This is a genomic window from Actinomycetes bacterium (assembly GCA_022396035.1).
Classification (GTDB): domain Bacteria; phylum Actinomycetota; class Humimicrobiia; order Humimicrobiales; family Humimicrobiaceae; genus Halolacustris.
The window spans coordinates 24,275-45,964 of sequence record JAIOXO010000008.1 but is presented as its reverse complement, the minus strand read 5'-3'; the positions used below and the strand labels follow the sequence as shown (position 1 = coordinate 45,964).

General features: G+C 39.7%; 22 protein-coding genes. All 22 read right to left on the bottom strand.

The features are described from left to right. Position 1: 1 nt before the first annotated feature. The 22 genes from pgeF to K9H14_03965 all read right to left on the bottom strand — a co-directional run bounded on the left by pgeF (position 2) and on the right by K9H14_03965 (position 21,605). Positions 2-757 (bottom strand): peptidoglycan editing factor PgeF, encoded by a 756-nt coding sequence (gene pgeF / locus K9H14_04070; protein ID MCG9479369.1) that lies wholly within the window; start codon positions 755-757, stop codon positions 2-4. 40 nt (positions 758-797) lie between these two features. Further along, complete coding sequence (ftsZ, locus tag K9H14_04065; protein MCG9479368.1) at positions 798-1,946, bottom strand: cell division protein FtsZ; 1,149 nt, start codon at positions 1,944-1,946, stop codon at positions 798-800. Between the two features lie 17 nt (positions 1,947-1,963). Continuing rightward, complete coding sequence (gene ftsA / locus K9H14_04060; GenBank protein MCG9479367.1) at positions 1,964-3,208, bottom strand: cell division protein FtsA; 1,245 nt, start codon at positions 3,206-3,208, stop codon at positions 1,964-1,966. Positions 3,209-3,222: 14 nt separating this feature from the next. Continuing rightward, positions 3,223-3,873 carry an FtsQ-type POTRA domain-containing protein gene (locus K9H14_04055; protein MCG9479366.1) on the bottom strand — a complete coding sequence of 217 codons (651 nt, stop codon included), beginning with the start codon at positions 3,871-3,873 and terminating at the stop codon, positions 3,223-3,225. 126 nt (positions 3,874-3,999) lie between these two features. Beyond that, the gene (locus K9H14_04050; protein MCG9479365.1) at positions 4,000-4,974 is read right to left on the bottom strand and encodes a D-alanine--D-alanine ligase; all 975 of its coding nucleotides are present in this window, start codon (positions 4,972-4,974) and stop codon (positions 4,000-4,002) included. A gap of 1 nt (position 4,975) precedes the next feature. Next, positions 4,976-5,851: a UDP-N-acetylmuramate dehydrogenase gene (gene murB, locus K9H14_04045; GenBank protein MCG9479364.1), complete on the bottom strand. Its 876-nt coding sequence runs from the start codon at positions 5,849-5,851 to the stop codon at positions 4,976-4,978. Continuing rightward, on the bottom strand, positions 5,844-7,217 hold the full coding sequence (gene murC, locus K9H14_04040) for a UDP-N-acetylmuramate--L-alanine ligase (GenBank protein ID MCG9479363.1): 1,374 nt from the start codon (positions 7,215-7,217) through the stop codon (positions 5,844-5,846). Before murC ends, murB begins: the two co-directional genes overlap by 8 nt. A 1-nt stretch (position 7,218) precedes the next feature. Continuing rightward, positions 7,219-8,361 (bottom strand): undecaprenyldiphospho-muramoylpentapeptide beta-N-acetylglucosaminyltransferase, encoded by a 1,143-nt coding sequence (gene murG, locus K9H14_04035; protein MCG9479362.1) that lies wholly within the window; start codon positions 8,359-8,361, stop codon positions 7,219-7,221. Further along, positions 8,339-9,493, bottom strand: a complete 1,155-nt coding sequence (gene ftsW, locus K9H14_04030) for a putative lipid II flippase FtsW (GenBank protein MCG9479361.1) — start codon at positions 9,491-9,493, stop codon at positions 8,339-8,341. Before ftsW ends, murG begins: the two co-directional genes overlap by 23 nt. Then, positions 9,480-10,853, bottom strand: a complete 1,374-nt coding sequence (murD, locus tag K9H14_04025; protein ID MCG9479360.1) for a UDP-N-acetylmuramoyl-L-alanine--D-glutamate ligase — start codon at positions 10,851-10,853, stop codon at positions 9,480-9,482. Before murD ends, ftsW begins: the two co-directional genes overlap by 14 nt. 9 nt (positions 10,854-10,862) lie before the next feature. Continuing rightward, positions 10,863-11,876: a phospho-N-acetylmuramoyl-pentapeptide-transferase gene (gene mraY, locus K9H14_04020; protein MCG9479359.1), complete on the bottom strand. Its 1,014-nt coding sequence runs from the start codon at positions 11,874-11,876 to the stop codon at positions 10,863-10,865. 12 nt (positions 11,877-11,888) lie between these two features. Continuing rightward, positions 11,889-13,268 carry a UDP-N-acetylmuramoyl-tripeptide--D-alanyl-D-alanine ligase gene (locus K9H14_04015; GenBank protein ID MCG9479358.1) on the bottom strand — a complete coding sequence of 460 codons (1,380 nt, stop codon included), beginning with the start codon at positions 13,266-13,268 and terminating at the stop codon, positions 11,889-11,891. A 7-nt stretch (positions 13,269-13,275) separates the two neighbouring features. Continuing rightward, the gene (locus K9H14_04010; GenBank protein MCG9479357.1) at positions 13,276-14,742 is read right to left on the bottom strand and encodes a UDP-N-acetylmuramoyl-L-alanyl-D-glutamate--2,6-diaminopimelate ligase; all 1,467 of its coding nucleotides are present in this window, start codon (positions 14,740-14,742) and stop codon (positions 13,276-13,278) included. Positions 14,743-14,798: 56 nt separating this feature from the next. Further along, positions 14,799-16,517, bottom strand: coding sequence for a penicillin-binding protein 2 (locus K9H14_04005; GenBank protein MCG9479356.1), 1,719 nt, complete (start codon positions 16,515-16,517; stop codon positions 14,799-14,801). 8 nt (positions 16,518-16,525) lie between these two features. Beyond that, positions 16,526-17,056: a hypothetical protein gene (locus K9H14_04000; GenBank protein MCG9479355.1), complete on the bottom strand. Its 531-nt coding sequence runs from the start codon at positions 17,054-17,056 to the stop codon at positions 16,526-16,528. Positions 17,057-17,060: 4 nt separating this feature from the next. Continuing rightward, on the bottom strand, positions 17,061-17,999 hold the full coding sequence (rsmH, locus tag K9H14_03995; GenBank protein MCG9479354.1) for a 16S rRNA (cytosine(1402)-N(4))-methyltransferase RsmH: 939 nt from the start codon (positions 17,997-17,999) through the stop codon (positions 17,061-17,063). A 6-nt stretch (positions 18,000-18,005) separates the two neighbouring features. Further along, positions 18,006-18,440, bottom strand: coding sequence for a division/cell wall cluster transcriptional repressor MraZ (gene mraZ / locus K9H14_03990; protein MCG9479353.1), 435 nt, complete (start codon positions 18,438-18,440; stop codon positions 18,006-18,008). Positions 18,441-18,622: 182 nt separating this feature from the next. Further along, complete coding sequence (gene xseB / locus K9H14_03985; protein ID MCG9479352.1) at positions 18,623-18,862, bottom strand: exodeoxyribonuclease VII small subunit; 240 nt, start codon at positions 18,860-18,862, stop codon at positions 18,623-18,625. Position 18,863: 1 nt separating this feature from the next. Continuing rightward, positions 18,864-20,222: an exodeoxyribonuclease VII large subunit gene (gene xseA / locus K9H14_03980; protein MCG9479351.1), complete on the bottom strand. Its 1,359-nt coding sequence runs from the start codon at positions 20,220-20,222 to the stop codon at positions 18,864-18,866. Between the two features lie 6 nt (positions 20,223-20,228). Further along, complete coding sequence (locus K9H14_03975) at positions 20,229-20,789, bottom strand: hypothetical protein (GenBank protein ID MCG9479350.1); 561 nt, start codon at positions 20,787-20,789, stop codon at positions 20,229-20,231. A 3-nt stretch (positions 20,790-20,792) separates the two neighbouring features. Further along, complete coding sequence (locus K9H14_03970; GenBank protein MCG9479349.1) at positions 20,793-21,260, bottom strand: hypothetical protein; 468 nt, start codon at positions 21,258-21,260, stop codon at positions 20,793-20,795. A 45-nt stretch (positions 21,261-21,305) separates the two neighbouring features. Further along, positions 21,306-21,605, bottom strand: a complete 300-nt coding sequence (locus K9H14_03965) for an FmdB family transcriptional regulator (GenBank protein ID MCG9479348.1) — start codon at positions 21,603-21,605, stop codon at positions 21,306-21,308. Positions 21,606-21,690 lie beyond the last annotated feature (85 nt).

Below are 21,690 nucleotides of genomic sequence, written 5' to 3'. Positions count from 1 at the left end.
GCTATCCCCTTATCATCCCTATTGCAGCCTGCCTGCCGGTAACTTTATTCCTCCGGTAAGAAAAAAATCTTTCATCACAAAACGTACATATCCCTGAATCAAATATATTATTATCTATCAGACCTGCATCCCGGGCCTGCTGAATATTTAATCCCGTTAAATCCAGATAAATATTATTGTTTTTCCGGTAATAATAATTGCCTTCCCCGAAATTCTTGACAAACCTTTCCACCAGATCTTCTTTAACTTGATAACAGCATTTTCTTATGCTGGGGCCCAGGTATAGCAATAGATTCCCGGCAAAACTGTCATATGACTGTTCTAGATGACCAATAGTTTTTTGCAGTATTTTTTTTAAGGTACCCTTCCAACCAGAATGAACAGCAGCAATAACTCTATTTTTGGTATCAACTACCATCATTAAATTACAATCAGCGCCCATAACCATAACCGCTCTCTGATCAAGACCGGTAACCAGGGCATCTGCCTGTATCTTTGACTGCCCAGCATGCTGATAATTCTCCCGGCCCAGATCTACTATTTTATCTGAATGGACCTGCTTTATATCATAAATCTGCTGGCCTAATTTCAGCTCTTCTAAAACCGTCCGGCGGTTTGCGGACACATCGCCATAATCATCTCCCACATGATAGGCAAGATTTAAAGAGTGGTACGGGCTGCTGCTGGTGCCTCCCAGCCTGGAAGTAAAATACAGGTCAATACCATATTTTTCTTTTAGTCTGAATGGACTGTACATCAACATATCTCCAAATTTTATCTCCCGGATATGGCACATTCTATTTTTCTTTTTCTTTTCTTAAAAATGTTGGTATATCCAGATAATCATCACTCAGTGATTCAAATTCATCAGCTTCCGGTTTCTCCTCTTTCTCCTCTCTGGGTTTCTTCTCTTCAGAAACAAATTCCTTTTCAAAAGCCTTTTCCGTATCTTCCTTTTCTTTCTCTTCCTTTTCCTTCTTTCCCTTACCCACAGTTTCAATTATTTTGTCACTGAAACCGGTAGCGATAATGGTTACCTTTATCTGTTCATTCATGTTTTCATCAATAACCGCTCCAAAAATGATATTGGAATCCGAACTGGAAGCATTCCTGATAATCTCAGCAGCTTCATTTACTTCAAACAGCTTAAGGTCCGGGCCACCAGAAATATTTAGCAATATGCCCTTGGCACCTTCTATGGAAGCCTCTATCAGGGGACTGTTTATCGCTTTCTGTGCAGCTTTTATTGCCCTGTTCTCACCGGATGCCACACCATCGCCCAGCAATGCATTTCCAGCATCCTTTATGACTGCTTTCACATCCGCAAAATCCAGATTTATAAGGCCGGGCAGAGTTATCAGGTCAGTAACTCCCCTTATACCTGCTTTAAGGACATCATCAGCCAGCTTAAAAGCATTTAGCAAAGTAGTATTTTCATCAGATATCTCCAGCAGCTTGTCGTTAGGGATGATTATCAGGGTATCCACCTTGCCGCTTAATTCCTTGATTCCCTCTTCAGCAGTAACCATTCTCTTGCCGCCTTCAAAAGTAAAAGGCTTGGTTACTACTGCTACGGTCAGGCATCCCATCTCCTTAGCTACAGAAGCGATAACCGGTGCTGCTCCGGTACCTGTTCCCCCACCTTCTCCGCAGGTTATAAATACCATATCCGCATCCTTTACCGCCTCTTTTATAGAGTCTATGGATTTTTCTGCCGATACTCTTCCTATTTCCGGATTTGAACCAGCCCCCAGACCGGAACCTCCTATAAGTATCTTTTTATCAGCATTAGACATCATCAATGCCTGGGCATCAGTATTTATAGCAATAAATTCACAACCATTTATGTTATCCTCCATCATTCGGTTAACTGCATTACTTCCTCCACCACCGATACCGATTACTCTTATAACTGCATAGTAATTCTTATCGAACTCAAGATTCACCTTATTCCCTCCTAAAATCAGCTTTTTAATATCTTATATATAAATTCCCTGAACCTGGAAAGAAAATTGCCATTGGACCTTCTGTCATCAAAAGATTCTGCGCTGGCAAAATTCTTTAACTGAAAGGCATATTTCAGCAGCCCCACACTGGTAGAATATATTGGATCATTTACAATATTTGAAGGACCCTCAACATCACAGGGTATCCCCACCCTTACCGGAAGATTAAATACTGAATTAGCCATAGCAGCTATTCCTTTCATCTGGGAGACACCGCCGGTAATAATCACCCCGCAAGGTATGGAATACATAAATCCGTAGCTTTCAATTTTTTCTTTAATCAGCCGGAGCAACTCTTTTACCCTTGAATTTACAATGGTGTATAACCTTATATTCAGGGTTGCCTTGTTCCTGTCAATTTTTATATCACTCATATTTACCCGATTTAAAGATTCATAGAAATTATAATCAACATTAGCAAATTTTTTCTTTATCTCTTCAGCCTTGGAAAAAGGTATGTTAAGCCCTATGGATATATCATTAGTTATGAGGTCTCCTCCTACCGGCAGGCAATAGGTAAACACCATCTTATTGTCTTTGTATACCGCCACATCGGTGGTTCCCCCACCTATGTCCAGAAGTATTGCCCCACTTTCCTTTTCATCGGCAGTCAATACTGCTTCACTGGAAGCCAGTGCTTCCAGTATTATGTCCTCTACCTCAATATTGGCTGCCCTGATACTGTTTACCGTATTCTTTATAAGGGTCCCGGAACCATATACTACCAGGAGCTCAACTGCCAGCTTGTCAGTAGCCAGCCCCACCGGATCCACTATTCCTTTTTCATCATCTACCACAAACTGCTTAATAAGGGTGTGGATGATCTCGTTCTGTGAAGGAAGACTGATTTTATTAGCATGGCCCAGCAAACGATCCAGGTCTGATTTTCTTACTATCTTATTGGGCGAATTGATATTGGTTTCACTCCAGTTGTTGACCACAGAGATGTGTTTTCCGGTAACTCCTATATAAGCAGCATCTATAAATAATTTAGTATTTTTTTCAGCCGCCTCGATTGAATTCAGAATAGATTTAGTAGCTTCAGTAATATCTACAACTATCCCTTTTTTAATTCCCTTACAGGCCGAAGTCCCGTAACCTTTTATCTCAAGTATATTATTCTTCCTCAACCTTCCTATCAGAGTAACCACCTTGGTGGTACCTATATCTATAGCCGCAATATAATCGTCCTTAACAGGCAAATCAAACCTCCAAATCAGTTTATTACCGGATTCTCAAAATTAGTTAAATCTATTATATTATAATTTACATCATCTTTTAATAATTCTTTTAATATGCTTAATTTTTGAGCAGTATCGTCGCTGCTGCCAAAGACAATCCGTTTGTCTTCGGTAGTTATAAAAACTATTTCCCCAAAATTATCTCCCAGCTGGGCCTGCCTGAATATTGATTTTAGTTCATTATCCATGCTCATGAATATATCACCACAGCTTAAAGCATTCTTTTTTGCCACCTTATCCCCTATTTCCGGTTTGAAGTCCAGGGCATTGGTTACCAGAATCAGGTTATCATGCTGTTCGGGTTTTTCGTTCTGGAAATGTTCGAGAACTATTCCCTCACTATCCAGTAAAAAAAAGTTACTCCGGTATTTAGTTAAGATAAATGGTTTTCTTTCAACAACTAACACTTTCATTTTATCCGGAAACACCTTACTGAAATCAACCTCCTTTATCCAGCTGCAGTTTTGAAATAAAACCTGTTCTACCATTTTTTTATCTATTTCAAAAATATTTTTGCCCTTAAATTCATTCAAGTAAGACCTCAATTCTTCCTGGCTGTAATGCTGATACCCCTCAATTTCTATTTCTTTTAATTTAAAATATTCACTGTTATAAAAATAATTCAATCCATATACAGCTGCTGCCAAAAAAACCAGTAATAGAAAAAATCTAAAAAAATACCAGAATCGTCTTAATACAACTTTCCTTCTGCGTGCTGCTATTTTTTTGTTTTCTTTCCTGCTATTAGGCATTTATATTTTCAAATCAGCAAAGTTTAGGATAATTTCCACCAGTCTCTCAAAACTAATGCCGGCTGCTGCAGCTGCCTTGGGAACCAGGCTGGTGGGCGTCATGCCCGGCATAGTATTAACTTCAAGAATATAAGGGATGTTCTGATCGTCCAGTATAAAATCTACCCGGGATATTCCGGTGCACCCCAGCAATCGATGGCTTTTTAAGGCATACTCATTTATTCCTTCAGTTAAACTATCCTCCAGCCGTGCAGGAACCAGATACTCGGTCATATTAACCGTATATTTTGACTGGTAATCATAAAACCCGCTTTTAGGTTTTATCTCTATTATGGGCAAAGCAACCGGCTGATCACCCAGTATACTGACCGTAAGCTCCCTGCCAGATATAAATTTTTCTATCAGCACAACCTTATCATGTTTTGCTGCTTCTTTTATACCCATAGCTGCCCCCTTCCGGTCTTCAGCTATGGTAATACCTATGGTTGAACCCTCACGGTTAGGCTTGATTACCACCGGATAACCTATTCTGGATTTGATGGTTGTATCTATCTGATCCATATGCTCAAGGCCGGAACGGTCCACCGCAATATAGGGCGGAGTTGGAATATTTTCACACTGCAATAATCTTTTAGTTAACACCTTATCGATAACTATTGCACTGGAAAGCACGCCTGATCCAGTATAAGGGATACCCAGAAGCTCCAGTGCCCCCTGTACCGTTCCATCTTCTCCATATCTTCCGTGAAGGGCCAGAAATGCAATATCTATATGGTCCAGTTGACGGGTAAAATCATTTTTAAAATCTATAAATACGGACCGGTAACCCATTTTTTTAAGAGCTTCAAATATTTTGGTTCCGGTTTTCAGTGAAACTTCTCTCTCTGCAGAAACTCCCCCGGCAATTACTCCCACGGTTATATGGCCTTTTTTCTCTTCAATAGTCAGATGCTTGAAATGATCTAATGGTTTCATGCTAGAACCCTATTACCTTTACTTCGTTTTCCAATCTTATATCATATTTCAAGAATACTATTTCACTTACTATCCTGGATAAAACATAAATATCCTCTGCAGTAGCCTGGTTCTGATTTATTAAAAAATTGGCATGTTTGGTAGAGACCATCGCATCCCCGTATCTTACTCCCTTGAGACCCGCATCCTCAATAAGCTTGCCCGCCGAATAACCTGCAGGATTCTTAAAAAAACATCCTGCATTTTTAGTGCCCACAGGTTGAGTTTGTTTTTTTTGCTTTATTGTATTCCTGATTTTTTCCATAACCTCGCCTTTATCAGTCCCGGGAAGCCTAAGCTCCAGAGATAAAACAGCAAGCACCCTGTCAGTATTAAACTGCCGGTACCCATAACTGGCCGGGTCCAATTTTAAACTATCTACCTGTCCATCTTTAGATAGATACTGGATACTGTCAACAAACTTACAGATATCGCCGCTGTTACCCCACAGAGCGCCGCCCATGGTTCCAGGTATGCCCGCCAAATCTGATAAATCCAATCCATGTTTTGCGCATTTCACCACCACCGTATTCAATCTGGTAGCTGCTCCTGTCACTACTCTGCTGTTATCCAGATTAATATATTTAAAATCCCTGCCCAGCTTGATAACTGCCGCATTAGTAAAATTCTGCTTAAAAAGAATATTGGTTCCATCTCCCAGAAACATCATCTCTGTCTGGTGGCTGGTAAAAAAATCATATGCTTCCATTAACCTGTCCATACTGTCTGCTACAGTAAAAGCAAAAACCCTGCCTCCCGCTTTAAACGAACATTGTTCCGACAGGTCATAATTAAACATTATGTCTTCAGTTCTCTTCTCAACAGTAGTACTATTCAATTTTACTGCCTTTCAGCAGATCTTCGGTAACTCTGGTTATATCCCCTGCACCCATGAGTAAAACCATGTCATCCTTTTCAATATTTATATCAAGATATGCACTTATCTGGTCCAGCTGGGGAAAATAAGCTAAACGTTTGGCATAACCGGACTCTATTATTTCATCCACCAAAGCTTTGCCGGTAATTCCCGGTAATGGCTGCTCACCGGCCCCATATACATCAGTTATTATTAAAATATCACTGTGCTTAAAACAGGTTCCAAATTTACCCAGCAAATTGGAAAGCCTGCTGTAGCGGTGAGGCTGAAAAACGGTTATCATCCTGTTTTTTTTATCCTGGAAAGCAGCTTCCAGCGTAGCGGAAACCTCTGAAGGATGATGAGCATAATCATCAAAGATTAATGCTCCCCTCTTTTCACCTTTCTTTTCAAACCGTCTTTTAGCACCGGTAAAGTACTGCAATATCTCCACCGACTTGCCCATATCCAGGCCCAGACAGCAGCAGACAGAAAGGGCCGCAAGGCTGTTTCTGACATTATGTATCCCGGGTACACTCAGTTTTACATTCAACCTCTGTAAATTTCCATCCCGTTTGAACACCAGCTGGTAAGAGCTTCCAAAATTCTTGTATTTTATATTTTCTGCATACATATCATTCTCTTTGCTGATGCCATACAGCCAGATATTTTTTCCTAATTTCCTATCCTTTAGTTCCAGGCAGTCACCGTCAGCTATGATAAAACCATCCTTATGGGTGTTTTTCATAAATCGGTAAAAACTGTCCTCAAGAGCTTTGTAATTTTTGTAATGGTCTATATGATCATCCTCTATATTGGTTACTACAGATATATAAGGGTTATACTTTAAAAAAGAGCCATCACTCTCACATGCTTCTGCCACTACATACTTGCCCTCACCATATCTGGCATTGGACCCCAGCTCATTTAACTCTCCCCCTATAATTATGGTAGGATCAAGACTTAGACCCCTGAGCAGCAGGCCCACCATGGAAGTAGTAGTGGTTTTACCATGAGTTCCGCTTATGGCAATACCGTTTTTGCTGTTAAGTATCTGGGCCAATGCATCTGAACGGGCAATCACCTCAAACTTTTCTTTCCTGGCTTCAGCCAGTTCCACATTATCCTCAGGTATTGCTGCAGAATAGACCACTATTTCATCTTGCTTTAGGTTACTGCTTTTATGACCTATTATTACTTCTACCCCTTCATTCCTTAAAAGATGGGTATACCTTGATTCTTTCATATCTGAACCCCTGACCTGATGGCCCGTCCCTTTAAGGACCAGGGCAATGGCACTCATGCCTGCCCCTCCTATTCCAATTAAAAAATATTTTTTTCTATCCAATTTAACTTCCCACCAAACCTTCTGCTATAACTTTATGGCTATCAATCCTGTCTATGTTTATTCTCCTGGACAACAGCTGATTATAATTTTGTTTATTATGTTCAATCAAACCGCGGATATTGTCAATCAATAAATCAGAACTTAACTCCTTTTCAGTTATAAGTATTGCTTTTCCATTGTCTGCCATAAATTTTGCATTGAAATACTGATGGTTTTCCACTGCATAAGGATACGGGATCAGTATTGCCGGTATACCGGTAGTAATAAGCTCAGCAATGGTATTGGCTCCTGCCCTGGATATAACCAGATCCGCAATTCGATAAATCTGGTCCATCTGCTGTATGTATGGAAGAATACTTAATACTATCTTATGGCCATTTTTTGCCGATTTTTCTCTTACCTTGCCAAAGTCCTCATAGAATCTTTTGCCGGTTATCAAAAGGATTTGCAGGCCATCATGGTCCTTAAAATAATTATATAAATCTATTATTATGCTGTTTAATTTACCGGCGCCCAGGCTTCCCCCGAAAGCAACAATGGTAAACCTGCCTTCCCTTAGTCCCCATTTACTGTAATTTTCTTCTATCCTGTCACAGTTTCTAATCATTTTTCTTACCGGATTACCACTATAAACTGTGCTGCATGAGGAAGGAAAGTATTTTTTAGTATCCCTGAAACTGATAAAAACCTTTCGGGCATATCTGGAAAAAAACCGGTTTAGCCTCCCCGGTATATAATTTTGTTCATGAAGCATAAATTTTTTTCTCAACACCATGGCTGCCAACAATACCGGGGCACACACATATCCGCCCATGCCCAAAATTATGTGGGGCTTAAACTCCATCAGTAGTCTTAAGCTGGCAAAAAAACCTATAAATGTAGAAACCAGAAATCTGGTTATCACCAATACCTTTTTAAAATAATTATCAGCCGCAGAAAGGCCGCTGGCTCTTACACTCTTAAAATTTATACCCAGAGGCGGTATAAACTTTTTCTCCATTCCTTTACTGGTGCCCACAAAAAGCATCTCTGTCCGGGGGTAGCTCTCTTTTATTTCCTCAATTACTGCTATAGCCGGATACACATGGCCTGCAGTTCCTCCCCCGCAAATAATTAATCTTTTACTGGTCTGGCTGCTCTTCATCCTCTGTCTCTCCTACTATCATATTTTGTCTGGAAATATTAAGTAAAACTCCTACACTGACCATGGATATCAACAATGAAGAACCGCCTGAACTTATAAAGGGAAGAGTCAATCCGGTTACCGGCAATACTCCTACCACCACTCCAATATTTATAAGGGCAGGAATAGATATAATAGCGGTCAAACCGGCAGCCAGAGTCCTGCCAAAATAATCCCTGGTTCTTACACAAACCCTGATTCCAAAAAAAGTAAACAATATAAACATAGCTATAACCAGTAATGTACCCATCAGACCCAGTTCTTCGCCAATAATAGCAAATATGAAATCGGTATGGGCTTCCGGCAGATATGAATATTTCTGTACGCTGTTACCCAGCCCCAGACCAATTATGTTGCCCGAACCAAGGGCAATAAGGGACTGGTTTACCTGAAAATTGGCGGCATCCAATTCACTGGAACGGTTAAGAAATGCAAACAACCTCTCCCTCCGGTACTCCTCTAAAAACATATACCCCACAGTAAGCAGGGCGCCGGTAAAAGTTATGCCTACAAGATGACCAAATTTAACCCCGCCTACAAACAACACCGTAAATACCAGAATCCATATAACCACTACCGTTCCCAGGTCCGGCTCCAAAAATATCAAAAAGGTGATAACCAGTAAAACCAGAAACCCCGGCAAGAACAAGTGTTTCGCCCTGAAAGTCTTTATATATTTTCGGCTCAAGGTATCTGCAAAAAACAATACCAGGGCAACCTTGGCAATCTCCGATGGCTGGATATTAAAAAACCATAAATTTATCCATCTCTTGGCACCCCCTATTTCTTCCCCTACACCGGGTATCAGCACCAGGGCCAGTAAGGCTATGGAAATAAGAACCAATAGCCCCGATATCCTGCTGTAAATCCTGTAGTTTATTTTGGACACTATTATCATGGCAATCATGGAAAGAACCCACCACATAATCTGTCGCCTGAAATACCAGTAGGGATCACCAAAATACCTCTCAGCAATAACCGTGGAAGCACTGGATATCATAATTATTCCCAGTACTGAAAGCATAAATACCAGCACAAACAGTATATAAAAATCTACATTTATCTTTAGTATATTTCTTCTATCTACGGTCATTTATTCTTTCCTCTATCATGGCCCTGTACTGATTTCCCCTATCTTTATAATCTTTAAACATATCCATACTTGCAAATGCCGGGGACAATAGCAATATTCCGCCGCTTGGCGTTAGTGACAGGCCTGTATCCACCGCCTGCTTCAGAGATTTTGCCATATGCACATTAAAAGTGCTTTGTCTTTTATCTAAAACTTGCTGTATTTTCTTTCTGGACTCCCCCAAAAGAATAAGATGGGAAACCTTTTTATCTATAGCCTCAAACAAATCATCTAAATCCATTCCCTTGTCTTTGCCTCCCAGAATAAGGGTCAGGGGTTTGCTGAAATTATCAAGAGCAGCAATTGTGGCATGAGGATTGGTTGCTTTAGAATCATTATAGCAATCAATCCCCCGGCAATTTCCCAGGTACTCCAAACGATGCTTGAGGGGCATAAAATCACTGACAGCTTTTTCTATTATATTATCTTCAATCCCAAGAATTACTGCTGCCGCTACGCAGGACATAATATTTAAAATATTATGTTTGCCCCCCAGATTGGCCTTCTCTATGCTGATACGTCCTTGTTTCTGGCCAATTTTATAAACTACATAAGGCCGGTCATACCGTAGGTTAAGACTCTTATCTTGCTTGAGCCCATAGGTTATAACTCTGGATCTAAGGTTAATTCCGGATACTGTCTGGGTAATTATGGGATCATCTCTGTTTAAAATAGAAAAATCTGACCTAGTCTGATGCGAAAATAATTTAAACTTGGTTTCAGCATATTGTTCTATAGTTCCATGCCTGTCTATATGATCGCTGCTGATATTAAGCAGAATGCCAACAAAAGGAGCAAAGCTGTTTGACCGTTCCAGTTGAAAACTGCTAACCTCTATTACCCTAAAAATTCCCTTTTCATCCACTGTATTAATAATCGGATCACCAACATTTCCACATACCTTAACCTTCAAGTTATTTACTGACAGCATACGTCCCAGAAGATTTACAGCCGTAGTTTTACCATTGGTACCAGTTACCGCTATGGCCTTCTTTTTTTCTTGCAGAGGTAGCAAGCTCCAGCCCAGCTCCAGCTCACTCCAAATGGGAATATTTATTTCCTGGGCATATTGTATTAGGGGATGGCTCCCCGGGATCCCCGGGCTGGTAATAATGATATCGACATCATCCAAGACCTCTTTATTACTTGCATCATTGCCCAGCACAATCCTTATACCCTTCTCTTTTATGTTTCCAGTTTCAGCCATGGGATTGTCATCAACAGCAATTATGGTATCTGCCAACTTGTGCATTCTATCTATTACCGCAAGGCCGGTTTTACCCAGGCCCAACACCAGCAAATTTTTGCCTTCTAAAAACATAAATGCCTGCTAGTCTATAAATTTTACATAATACATAAAGAATCCCAGCCCTGCTAGCAGAGCTCCCACTATCCAGAACCTTATGATCACCTTTATTTCCGGCCAGCCCATTACCTCAAAATGATGGTGTATGGGAGCCATTTTGAATACCCTCTTTTTAAACATTTTAAACCAGAGCACCTGTATAATTACCGAAAGGGTTTCTATTACAAAAATTCCTCCTATAACCAGCAGCAATAATTCCTGTTTTAAGATAATAGCCACAGCAGCTATCAACCCTCCCAGCCCAAAGGAACCAGTATCACCCATAAATATCTCTGCCGGCGCAGTATTCCACCATAAAAACCCGATACAGGCAGCAATAGTGCCCCCGCAAATGACCGCAATATCGATTCCGTAACTTATATCAAAGATGGACCATTCCAGAAAAGCTATAAATAAAAACATACCTAACACAATAGAAGAAGTTCCTGCAGCCAGTCCGTCCAGGCCATCGGTTAAATTTACTGCATTGGTAGCACTTATTATGATAATTACCACCAGGACATAGTACCAGTTTCCCATATCCCATACTATAGAGGTCGAAGGCAGACCAATAGTAGTGTCCAAGTTCAGTACCCATATCCCGACAATCACAAAATAGAGGCAGACCAGGACCAGCAAAAATATCTTAACCCAGCCCCGCAAGCCCAGTGATCTCTTTTTTTTCAGAGAAATATAATCATCAATAAAACCTATCAGTGAACACATTATAAATACTGAAAACACAAAGATACCTTCATAACTGAACTCCTGGTACCTGAAATACTTTATAAGGCTGGCTGCAGCAAAAGCGATAAGAGAAGACAACACAAATACCATCCCTCCCATGGTGGGAGTGCCAACCTTTGCCGAATGGGTTTTAGGGCCATCAACCCTTATACTTTCACCAATCTGTTTGCTTTTTTGAAACTTTATGAATACCGGTGTTGCCACCAGCGATATAAGCCCGCCAATTATTATTGATAAAAAAATCCAGTTCATCTATGTTCCCATCTAAATTTTGTCTATGATATCTTCCATCCGGTTTGCCCGGGAGCCTTTAATTAAAACCACATCACCAGCTTTAATCAAGCCTCTTATGGCCTCCAGGCAATCCTGCTTATTTTCAAAATAATAACTGTCCTTCCCGTAACCCTGGTTGATGTTTCTGGCTATCTTACCAAAAGTTATAAGCAGGTCAATATTGTTTTCCGCAATTTTTTTGCCCATTTCATAATGAAGTTGGTCTGAATCCGGGCCAAGCTCAAGCATTTCCGCAAGTACGGCTACTGATCTTGCCTTCTTCATATCAGCAATTTGCCTTAAACTCTCCAGGGCACAGGCAACCGACAGGGGATTTGCGTTATAGCAGTCATCTATAACAGTAATGCTGCCCTTTTTTAAAACCTGCATCCTGTCTTTCTCAATTACAGCTGCAGCCAGGCCCTTCCGGATATCCTCTACAGAAACCTGGAGATAATGGCTTACTCCCGCCGCTGCACAAGCATTATAAATATTATGGTAGCCGGCAATGGTTAAGTGTACTGTAGCCAGCCTGTTTTTCCGGTTGCAGAAATCAAAACCAAAGCAACCTCCGCTATCCATGCTCTCATTCTTAAAATTATAATCCAGGTCATGGTTGCGGCCGAATTGTTTAGTTCTACAGCCGCATATATCTTTAATCAGGCCAGTCCATGGATTATCGTGATTTAAGAACAGTACCCCCTTATTGCCGGATAGCTCAGAAGCAATTTCTGCCTTGGTTCTGGCAATTTCCTCTACACTTTCAAAGAATTGCAAATGAGACTCGCCAACAGAGGTAATAATCCCGATATCCGGCCCTATGAGCCGGGACAGCTGTTTTATCTGACCCTTTTTTCTCATGGCAATTTCCGCTATGAAAAAATCGGTATGCTGCCCTAAATTCAAAATAGCTTTAGGCACACCTATTTCATTATTATAGTTTTTAGGAGTAAATCCTATATCATGGCTCTCACCCAGAATGCTTGCCAGCATATCCTTGGTAGTAGTTTTTCCTGCACTGCCGGTAATACCTATAACCACAGGATTGATCATCCTGATATAATGGTAGGCCACATCCTGCATAAACTTCAGGGTATCTTTCACCGACAGTACTATTTTATGGGCATATGAATCAATATCTATACCAGCTGCATATGAGTTTTCAATAACGAATCCAGTGGCACCTTTTTTTATGGCTTCCGGTATAAATTTATGGCCATCAAAATTAGGGCCTTTTAAGGGGATAAAAAAATCACCGGCTCCAACGCTTCGGCTGTCAGTGGAAATTGAACCAATGAATTCACTACCGCCACCGGCCAATTTCCTGGATCCAGTCCACTTTATTATCTGGTTTAACTCAATCTTTTCCATATTACCACTATAAAATATTTCTTACTATTTCCTGGTCACTAAAATGTATCCGGTAATCTGCAAATTCCTGATAATCTTCATGCCCCTTCCCTGCTATTAAGACTATATCATCGGTTTTGGCCAGATGGAGGGCTTCCCCTATCGCTTCTTTCCGGTCGGGAATAACTAAATAATCATTGCTGCCGGTAAAACCTTTTTCTATCATGGCTATTATAGCCATGGGGTCCTCGGACCGTGGGTTATCGGAGGTAATTATGCTTATATCAGAATACTTACCGGCAGCAGCACCCATTATTTTCCTTTTTTTCTGATCCCTGTCTCCGCCACAGCCAAAAATAGTTATTACCCGGCTATTTTTCTTTTTTAATTGCTGGATGGTAGACAATACATTCTGAAGGCCATCCGGTGTATGGGCATAATCAACAATCACTGTAAAATCCATATCTGTATCTATCTTCTCAAACCTTCCCGGCACCCCTGACAGTGCTTCCACTCCCTGTCTTATAACTTGGCGGTCAATTCCCATATTGTTAACAACCCCTACTGCCGCCATAATATTGTAAACATTAAACCGGCCGGAAAGCCTGGAATTTATGGCCAGAAACTTCTTACCTTTATAATACAAATCAAACTTTAAGCCTTCTATGCTGTTTTCTATATTTTCTGCCTTCAGCTCAGCTGATTCATTGTTTAGGGAATAACCGGTGGTTTCTAAATCAGTTGCCTGATATAACTTTTGACCGTAATCATCGTCAATATTTATAACCGCAAATTTTCCCCCATAAAGTTTTCGATTCAAAGGTTTGAACAATTTTTGTTTTGCCTCAAAATAATTATCCATAGTGTGATGATAATCCAGATGATCCTGGGATAAATTAGTAAATACAAAACCTTCAAAGCATATATGATTTACCCTTTTTAAATCCAGGGAATGTGAAGACACTTCCATAACCGCTGCTTCTGCCCCCTGCTTTACACTATCATCAAAAAAACGGTTGAGCTCCAGGGCATCAGGGGTGGTTCGGTCAAACTTTATTTCTTTATCCTTTATAAAGGACTTAACCGTAGTTATCATAGATGAATTTTTGCCAGCCTGTCTGAATATTGAATTTATTAAAAAACAGGTAGTAGTTTTGCCATTAGTGCCGGTTATTCCCACCAGCTTCATTTTGTTGCTGGGGTGATTAAAAAAATTAGCAGCTATGCCGGCCAGGCTAGCCCTGCTGTCCTTTACTAAAACCTGGAACAGGGGTAAATCCTGCGCGGGTTTTCTCTGCAAAACCACAGCTTCAGCCCCATTATCAGCAGCCTGTCCTATAAAATTATGCCCGTCGGTTTTAAATCCCTGGATTGCCACAAACAGGCTTCCGCTTTTAACCTGTTTGGAGTTAATACATACATCCTTTATATCCTGGTCCAAACTTCCCTTCAGCAGCCGGTAATCTAATCCCTCTAGTATCTTTTTTAACTTCATATTGTTCCTGAACTTATAATAATTTGGTTTAACATAAAAATCAAAATATCCAAACCCTAATTTATCATGCTTAGTCTCTGTAGAGAAAACTTCATTAATTTGCTGAAAAGGGGTGCTGCAACCGTTCCACCCCAGATCTCATTTTCTCCTCCCTGGGGTTCATCTATTACTATAAGAATTGCTGCCTGGGGATGTTCATAAGGAGCATACCCTATAAATGAAGTTATAACCCTTCCCTCATCATAACCTGCTCCATTTTTATTAGCTTTTTCCGCAGTACCGGTTTTACCGCATACCTTTACTCCTTCCACCCCTGCATTTTGCCCCGTCCCCCCTTCAACTACTGCCAGCATCATGTCCTTTACCCGATTGGAGGTATCCTGGTCAAGAATTCTTACCTTACCTTTTTCATTGTCAATTTTCAGTAAATCCTCTTTCTTACTTATTTCTTTCACCAGGTTGGGGGTTACCAGATAACCACCATTAGCAATGGCACTGGCAGCCCTCAGCAGCTGTATAGGGGTAACTGTAATACTCTGACCAATAGCCATGGCCCCTATGGTTGATTCCGGCCAGGTACGGTAGTCATACATATACCCTGATTCTTCCCCGGGATAATCGATTCCTGTCTTTTGCCCAAAGCCAAATTCTTTCACGCTTTCCCAGAACAACTGTCTGCCCATAGCAAGAGCGACTTTTACTGCCCCTACATTACTGGAATTTTTAATTATATCCTTGGTGCTGTAATCGATAGGAGCTGTCCTGAATATTTCTTTAATAAATCTGTCTCCAACCTGTATCTGGGCAGGAAGATTAAATAACTGCTCACTTCCCACGCGCCCATTCTGCAGAGCAGACGCAATATTTATAATTTTAAAAGTAGAGCCGGGCTCATAAGTATAAGAGGTCCCCAGCAGTTTATAGGTTTCCGGATCATAGTCTTCATAATCATTGGGGTCAAAAACCGGATAATTGGCCATAGCATATACTTCACCGTTATCCGGATTCATTATAACTACCATGCCCCTTAACGCACTATAATCTTCTACTACTTTTTGAAGTTCCTGTTCGGCAAAATATTGGATCTGGGAATCAATGGTAAGCATAATATCGTCTCCGTTAATGGGTTCTATATAGGTTTGCTTGTCCCCTGGAATAATATTGCCAAATACATCTTTCTCGGCAATAAATTTACCATCCACGCCCCTGAGATTCTTCTCATATTGAAGTTCAATTCCGGATAAACCGTTATTATCAATACCCGTAAAACCAATTATAGCCGCCCCCAGGGTATCCTGGGGATAAAATCTTTTAGCTTCATTCTGTATATAGATTCCCGGTAAATTCAATTGTTCTATCTCCTCGGCAACCTCTGTACCTACTTTTCTTTGCACATACACAAACCCCAGATCATCCTGGCTTAGTTTTTGAATAATTTCTTCCTGGTCCAAATCCAAAATATCAGATAAAATGGCAGCTTCAGTTACTGTATCTGCTACCCGTTTTGGATTGGCATATACCGTTTTTTCAATCAAACTTACTGCCAGTTCTATCCCGTTTCTATCCAGTATCTTGCCTCTTTTGGCACTTAGAATAGATTCATCGGTATGCTGGTAATCAGCATAACTCTTGTACTTTGAAGCATTAATATATTGTATATCCACCAGTTTATAGGCAAGAATAAAAAAACCCAGTAAAAACAAAATAAACAGGAAATAAATTCTTTTCCTGCTTACTTTATGGTCCTTTTGCCTTCTCATTTGCTTGTTTTTCACATCTTATATCAGGGTATAAAAAATGTTAAAACGCTTTCAGATACCACCATTACTATATCCTGCACATAATAAATAGTGCCCATAAAATTATTGTATTGCTCGGCTGCATCCGATGGCCCCTTAGCCAGATACTGCTGCATCTGTTCATTGGTCTCAATATCTGCCTGGGCAACCTCGATTACTTCCATATTCTCGGATATTTCCATACCCAGACTCTGGGAAGCTACATCCAGTATTCTTTTTGGAGACTTGAGTTCAGATACTCTAAGCAGTAATCTGTCCTGTCTTTCTTCTTCGACGGAGATCATCTGGTTTAAATTCAGAATCTCTTCCTGGTAGTTTATGTTCTGTATTTTTAAACCAACATTAAACAATGCTCCCATACAAACCATTATAACTGCAGCCACTATCAAATAAAACAGACTGCTGTTGGAATACACAATTTTTTGCTTACCTTTCTGGCTTTTATCCACCAGATAAAGCAGAGGATAAGACCTCCTAGAGTACACATTTTCTTTTTGTGCTAATTTTAAACCCATGTTCCTATATCTTTTCTATTACCCTTAATTTTGCACTACTAGCCCTGGGATTTTTCTCAACCTCTTGTAGGGTGGCTTTTACCGCTTTTTTAGTTAACAGGTTCGCTTTCTTTACTGCCCCACACCTGCATACAGGAAAATCTGGGGGGCAAGTGCACTTGCCTTTAAAATCCAGAAACTTATTCTTGACTATCCTGTCTTCCAATGAATGATAAGATATAATAGCCATTCTTCCGCCTTCGGATAATACTTCAAATCCATCATCAATTGCAGTACTAAGGTTCTTCAGCTCTTCATTTACTTCAATACGTATGGCCTGAAAAACCCTTTTGGCCGGGTGACCCTTTCTTGGTTTTCTGCTGCGCGGTATCGATTCAGCTACAATTTCAGCCAGCCTGCCAGTAGTCCGGATTTCTTCTTTCTCTCTTTTGCTGACAATGTTAGCTGCTATCATCTTAGCCCACTTCTCTTCCCCATACTGGTAAAATATCTTCTTCAGGTCTTCTTCCCGGTAATGATTTACCACTTCATAAGCACTTAATCCCCGGGATCCGAATCTCATATCCAGTTTCTCATCTCTGATATAACTAAAACCTTTGCCTGATTTTTCAATCTGATAGGAAGATAACCCCAAATCAAGCAATATCTTGTCCACTGTGATAAATCCAAGCTCCTCCAGAATACTTTTAATATTGGCAAAATTATCATTAACCAATATTACTTTGTCCTTAAATCTTTCAAGTTTTCTGGTGGCGGTGCTTATGGCCTGGCTACTTAGATCTACTCCAATTACTTTGCCTGTGGGGGCAATTTCTTTAATTATTGCTATAGTATGGCCAGCACCGCCAAGTGTTCCATCAAAAACAGTATCGCCTTGTTTTAAATCTAGATAACTTAAAACCTCCTGTAAAAGAACCGGTTCATGATATTCATTTATTATCATGTCCTTTTAAAAACCTAAATCTTCAAAAGTTGTATCTTTACCCATAAACTGGTCATCTGCCTGCCTGTAGTACTCATCCCATACCTCTTTTGCCCATATTTCGGCCCTGTCTGAAACCCCGACCAGTACAATATCTTTTTTTATCTGTGAATATTCTATTAAACTCTGAGGAATTTTTACTCTTCCCTGCTGATCCATTCCTTCCTCAGTAGCTGAAGAGAAAAACCATCTTGAAAACTTCTGGGTATTTTTTTTGGTTACCGGCATGGATATAATTCTATCTCGAAGCTTGGTCCAGCCTTCCCTGGAAAACAAAAAAAGGCATCTCTCATCAAAGCCTTTTGAAATAATAACCCCACTAAACAAATCTTCCCTGAACTTGGAAGGGATAAATATTCTTCCTTTTTTATCTATAACCCTCTTATATTCTCCCAGGAACATTGGCCAGCCTCACCATTTTTTTGTTAAATAGAGGTTTTTCTATGTACTTTTCCTCCACTTTCCTCCACATCACACCATAAAGATACCACATTACTACATATTTGTCTACTTTTTTTTATTTTCTTTTTAAGATTATTGTGGTGAAAGTATTATTACTTTTTCCTACTTTTGGTGTGCAGGATTTATTCCTCTATCTGGAGTTCCCTGGTTATCAGCTTTCCGTCATCGGATTTGGAGAGTTCTTCTATTTTCTTTTCTGCCTGGTTTAATTTGTTTAAGCAGAGAGAGGACAGTTTTATGCCTGTTTCAAACTTTTCCATGGCGCTTTCCAAAGAAATGTTTTCATCTTCCAGCTCTTTTACGGTTTTTTCTAATTCCTTTAATGCTTTTTCAAAATCCATGTTTTCAAATTTTTTATCCATATCAACCTTGCCCTTCACTCAGTTTTTTCAATACATTGGATATAAGAGACCCATCGCTAAGCGTAACTTTAATCCTCTGGCCAATCTGCACCTGATTTATGCTTCTTATAACTCTTTTCTTTTCATCGTATACTATACCAAAACCTTTGCCAAGTATATACGCTGGACTGTTATGCTGAAGACTTTTTAAAAATAGCTCAACCTGATTTCTTTTCTTTTTGACTATCCTGGAAATAGAAGATTCTAAACGGTTATGATAACCTTTTAGAATTAAATTCAGGTTATCAATCTTTTGTGTCAAACTCCTATAGCTCAATCTGCCCGCAGCTATTGATAATTTATGGCTCTTGGAACCTGTCACTTCTCTGGTACGGGTAATCAGCTTCAGGTGATAATCGTCCACCAGCTGCCAGCTTTGAGACAGAATTGATTGTGGCTGCCTAAATACCTTCCGGTCTACAAGGTAATGTAATTCCCTCATATTTTGTTTTATTATGGAACCAGCAATATCGTTTAGCTTAGCCTTCAATTTTTCTATATCTTCTATAGCTTTGGTTTTATCCAGGGTAACCATCTCCGCTGCCACCGAAGGGGTGGCAGCCCTTATATCGGCTACAAAATCAGAAATAGTATAATCAGTCTCATGTCCAATCGCAGAAATAATGGGGGTATTACAGCTTATTATCTTATCTGCCAGAATCTCGGTATTAAACCCCCACAGATCCTCCAGGGATCCCCCACCCCTGGCAATTATAATTACATCTACCCCATAATTGGATAAATCGTCAATAGCTTCACATACATCTTCTGCGGAAGCAGGGCCTTGTACATTTACATTTCTTATTATCAGGCGATATTTACCTGATCTGCGGTTAAGGACCGAAATTATATCCCTTATAACTGCCCCGCCGGTAGAAGTGGCCAATCCTATTTTTTGGGGAAGCAGCGGTATCTGTTTCTTTATTTCGGGATCAAAGTATCCCCCTTTTTCCAGTTTCTCCTTAAGTTGCTCAAAAGCCAGAATAAGCGCACCCTTGCCTACCGGTTTTACATCAGTTGCAATTACCTGGTATTCACCTCTTTTTTCATAAAGGGAAACATACCCGTTAACCAGGATATGTAATCCATCAGCAATATCAAATAAAAGATTCTTATTTTGCTGATAAAACATTACCACTTTTATCTTGGAATATTCATCTTTTAAATCAAAATACATGTGACGGTTATTGTGGAAATAGAAGTTGCTTACCTCCCCTTCCACCCATATATTGTTGAAGGATTGTTCCAGTGATTTTTTTATATTGGAGTTTAATTCACTAACCGAATAAATTCTGGGCCTGGATATACTGTTTTCTTCCATTGGTACCTAAAGATTCCAGTAGATAATCATAATATCTGTTTTGTTCTCAGCCATGGAATTAATCAAAATATTTACCACTCTATCTCTCTGATTGCTGTTATAAGTAAACTTTGCGCTTAGGCTGGAAGCCTCGCCATCCAAGAATTGTTGTTCCAAAGAAAGTGTGCTGCTTTCAAAAATATCGGACTGGGACCATACAGACTGTACTTTTTTACTTTTATAAAAGTCCTGAACTGTTCCAAAATCTTCATCAGTTTCTAACTGTAAATACAGCAAGTCCTCGTCCTGTTCAATAACTTCAAAAGCCTTAATTTCTGAATCAGGGTAATAGAAGCAGGAGAAAGTATCAATAAGATCCTGGTTGCCCTCCAGCTGGTCATATAACTGGTTATCGTCCTCTTCTTCTTTTTCCTGTTTCTCGGGCACGATAATCTGGCTGGTTGCGCCCTGATTATTTAAATTACCCAGTATCTGAGGGATAAATATTATCAGTAATACAATAAAGGCAACGCTAATTACTGTCCCTATTATCACTGGAAGCTTTTTAGTTGTCTTCTTTTCTGCCACTGGTTAAAAGACCTTGTATTTAATTAATGTCTTTATAAGTATATATGAACAAAAAACAATTTCAATAGAAGCCATAACCAGGTTGAGCTTCCTTTCAAAACCCTGTGTTTTCTGCCTTAAGTATTGGGCCGGTTTCTGGAAGAATTTTTTTACCCTGGGTATAAATTTTATCAGAGAATAAATGGAATAGCCTACCATTATGGAACTTCCAATTTTGGTAATAAGGTCTGCAAACACATATACACATACCACAAAATAGGCGATTTCTATTAGGTTTAGAGAGATTACTGTTCCCAGGGAAAATAATACCGGCAATGACTTTAATGAAATATCCTTCTTCTCAGGCATCTCCTGTTCAAGCTTTTCAGCATTATCAAGAATTGCGCTATTATTTTTTGCCGCTACCAGAAATCTCAGGCTGGACAGCTGAACCCATATTAATATAAAGGATAAGATTAATAAAAAAATCATTTGAAGTAATTATAAATAGAATAAAAATTTTTTACAAAAGCAGACTTAAGCAGAAGACTTGGCTGATTTGGTTGCTTCTTTTTTAGAAGCTTCAGTGTCTTTTTTTGTATCTTTGCTTTTTGTTTCAGTTTCAGGCTTGGCGCTGCTGGTAGCAGAAGTCTTTGACTTTGAACCATAATCAGTTTTATAAAAACCTGAACCTTTAAATATTATTCCCACAGGAGAAAATATCTTAATTGCTTCTCCTTCGCAAAATTCACATTCAGTTTTGCCGTTTCCACCAGGTTTCTGTAATTTATCAAAAACTTTTCCGCAACTGGTACACTTATAACTATATATGGGCATTATTCCTCCTTAAGAATTATTTAGAAAATATAGCCCATAAAAAAGTTTAAGTCAAATAGAAAAGGATAAGCCTGTTATAGAGTTT